Raw genomic sequence first — 3,131 nt, 5'->3', positions numbered from 1 at the left:
AGGCGTCCTCGCCCAGCCGCGGATCGTTGCCCATGTCGCGGCTGGTCACCGGCTCGCCGGTGGTGAACGCCATGCCGATGAACCCGTCCTGCCGTGGCAGCAGCAGCCCGCTGTGCGCCTCGGCCCCCTCGCCCATCGCCAGCGCGGTACGCAGCCCCTCCGCGCCCTCGACCGGCACCGCGATCACGCCCAGGTCCGCGGCCACGATGCTCCGGGCCCGTTCGACGATCAGCTCCAGCACCTGCCGCCGCGGGGCCCCCGACAGCAGGCTGCTGGTCACCTCCGCGCCCGCCCCCAGCCACAGTTCCCTGCGGCGCGCCTCCTCGTACAGCCGGGCGTTCTCGATGGCCACCCCGGCCGCGACCGCCAGTGTCGTGAGCACCGCCTCGTCCTCGGCGTCGAACTCCCCCGCGCCGCGCTTCTCGGTGAGGTAGAGGTTGCCGAACGCCTCGCCCCGCACGCGGATGGGCACCCCGAGGAACGAGTGCATCGGCGGATGGTTCGGCGGGAACCCGTACGACGAGGGGTGCTCCGACAGCTCCGCCAGCCGCAGCGGCTCCGGGTGCCGGATCAGCTCGCCCAGCAGGCCGTGGCCGCTCGGCAACGCGCCTATCCTCGCGCGCTGTTCGTCGTCGACGCCCACCGGCAGGAACTCCGAGAGCCGCTGCTCGGCGCCGACCACGCCCAGCGCGCCGTATTCGGCGTCCACGAGGACGACCGCCGCTTCCACGATCCTGCGCAGCACCTGCGAGAGGTCCAGCTCCCGGCCGACGGACAGCACCGCCTCCAGCAGGCCGTGCACCCGGTCCCGCGTCCCGCGCACCGCGTTGCCCCGTACCTGTAACTCCTCCAGGAGTTCGTCCAGCCGCAACCGCGGCAGCCGCTCGGCGGCGTCCCTCCCGCTGTCTCCGCCCACTGCCACAGCCCCTCCCCCACCATCGATCCACACCGGCCACCCCAGGCCCCGCCCCGCCGCACCACACGCTAGACCGAGGGGCGGGGGTTGTCGCCGCCAGGGGCCGGGCCCGGCGTCGGGGACCGAGGATGTTGTTCGGATCTTGATTGTTTGGTGGTGGGGGCCGAGATCGAACAACGTGGTTTTGCTAAGCAAGGGGCAGTCGGCCGGACGATCTCGGAAATAGCGCCGGTCGGCGACAGGCACTGCCGCATTCACGGCAGGCAGCACCGCGGTTACGGGCGTAGGACCGTCGTCGGCGCTGCCTGCCGTTGTCGATATCACGAGAGGCAGGGACCCCCCTTGGTCACCAGACGCAACGTCATTCAGCTCGGCGGGCTCGCAGTCGGCGCGTGGGCGCTCGGGACGCCGATGGCGCAGGCGGGTACGCGCAAGCCGCCGCCGGGCGATCACGTGCCGGCGCCGGAGCTCAGTCCGCGGATCGCCTGTGCGGTGCCGCCCAATCACGATGTGGAGGTCATCAAGACCGTCTACAAGGTGGGCAGCGATCTCGGGGTGAACGACAAGGTGATGCTCGCCGGGTTCGAGGCGGGCTGGGTCGAGTCGCACATGAACAATCTCGGCTGCGGCGACCGCGACTCCGTCGGCGTCTTCCAGCAGCGCCCGAGCCAGGGCTGGGGCACCCGCGAACAGTGCATGAACGTGGCGTACGCGTCGAATTCCTTCTTCACCCGTGCGATAGGCGTCGACCGCAACAACCCCGGCTGGAGCGCCGGCCAGGTCGCCCAGGGCGTGCAGCGGTCCGCGTTCCCGGACCGTTACGACCAGTCCGAGTCGAAGGCCCGTGCGCTGATCGAGGAGGCCGCGCGGCTCAATCACCCGCAGCCGCCGGTGACGACGGTGCCGGGGGCGTGGGCGTATGAGTGGGGAAATCAGCAGCACGCGTTCGGCCGGGCGCCGGACAATACGCTCTCGCACTGGTTCTGGGCCCCGGATTCCGGGGTCAATTTGGTGACGTGGGGCCCGCAGAAGCTGGTGGGGAAGCCGAACGGGTTCGTCTGGCACGACCAGCAGCACGCGTTCGGCCGAAGCCCGAACAATACGCTGGCGCACTGGTGGTGGACGCCCCAGGGCGGTGTGGCGTACGCGGACTGGGCGGGCGAGTGCTATAGCGATCCGATGACGTATGTCTGGGGGATGTACGACCAGCAGCACATCTTCGCCAAGGGTGCCAACAATTCGCTGTTCCATTGGTACTGGGACCCGGCGACGCAGAAGGTGGAGCGGGTCGAGTGGGGCCGTCAGGGATTCACCGGGAACCCCTCGGGGTTCGCGTGGGTCGATCAGCAGCACGTATTCGCGCGGTCCCCGCAGAACACGCTCGCGCACTGGTGGTGGACCCCGCAGGGCGGCGTCGCCTACGCCGACTGGGGCGGTCAGTGCTTCAGCGACCCGGTGAGCTATGTGTTCCCGCCGTACAACCAGCAGCACATTTTCGGGCGTGCCGCCGACGACACCTTGTTCCACTGGTTCTGGGACCCGGGCACGCAGCGCGTGGAGACGGTGAGCTGGGGGCCGCAGAAGTTCGTGGGCAACCCGCACGGGTTCGTCTGGCACGACCAGCAGCACGTATTCGCGCGGACTCCGCAGAACACCCTCGCGCACTGGTGGTGGACCCCGCAGGGCGGCGTCGCCTACGCCGACTGGGGCGGCGAATGCCACGCCGATCCGGCGTCCTACACCTTCACGCCGTACGACCAGCAGCACATCTTCTCCAAGGCCGCGGACGGCGAACTCTCGCATTGGTACTGGGACCCGGGGACGCAGAAGGTCGAGACCGTCCTGTGGGGCGGCCAGCTCGCCTGACCATCGCGTCAGCGTCATCACGTACATGAATTTCTGAAACATCAAGAACACTGGTGCCCGCGTGCCCCTCTGATGAACAATTCGGGGCAACGAGGGAGGTGTCGCCAGTGCCCCGTAGGGAGCGCCCGCTGGACGCGGGAGACACCCCGGCCCTCCGGTTCGCCGCGGACCTCCGCCGGCTGCGCCGGAAGGCCGGGAACCCGACGTACCGTCAGCTCTCGGAGCGCGCCCACTATTCGATAGCGACACTGTCGAGCGCCGCCGCGGGCCGGTCGCTGCCCTCGCGGACGGTGACTCTCGCCTACGTCCGCGCCTGCGAGGGCAACGTGACGGAGTGGGAGCGCAGATG

Annotated in this window: 3 protein-coding genes; 2 read left to right on the top strand and 1 reads right to left on the bottom strand. The window is 69.8% G+C overall.

Features of this window, described 5'->3' with window-relative positions; genetic code table 11:
- Positions 1-922: GAF domain-containing protein (locus ACFU99_RS38775; protein WP_384401957.1), on the bottom strand; the 922-nt coding region annotated here is incomplete at its 3' end.
- A 336-nt stretch (positions 923-1,258) separates the two neighbouring features.
- On the opposite strand from ACFU99_RS38775, the gene ACFU99_RS38770 reads away from it, so the two are divergent.
- Together ACFU99_RS38770 and ACFU99_RS38765 are read left to right on the top strand one after the other, a co-directional pair.
- Positions 1,259-2,782, top strand: a complete 1,524-nt coding sequence (locus ACFU99_RS38770) for a hypothetical protein (RefSeq protein ID WP_384401954.1) — start codon at positions 1,259-1,261, stop codon at positions 2,780-2,782.
- A gap of 107 nt (positions 2,783-2,889) precedes the next feature.
- The coding region (locus ACFU99_RS38765; protein ID WP_384401951.1) for a helix-turn-helix domain-containing protein at positions 2,890-3,131 on the top strand (242 nt) is incomplete at its 3' end.

This window comes from Streptomyces sp. NPDC057654 (assembly GCF_042800135.1).
Classification (GTDB): domain Bacteria; phylum Actinomycetota; class Actinomycetes; order Streptomycetales; family Streptomycetaceae; genus Streptomyces.
The sequence above is the reverse complement of the archived record's forward strand: the minus strand, read 5'-3'. Positions and strand labels throughout refer to the sequence as shown.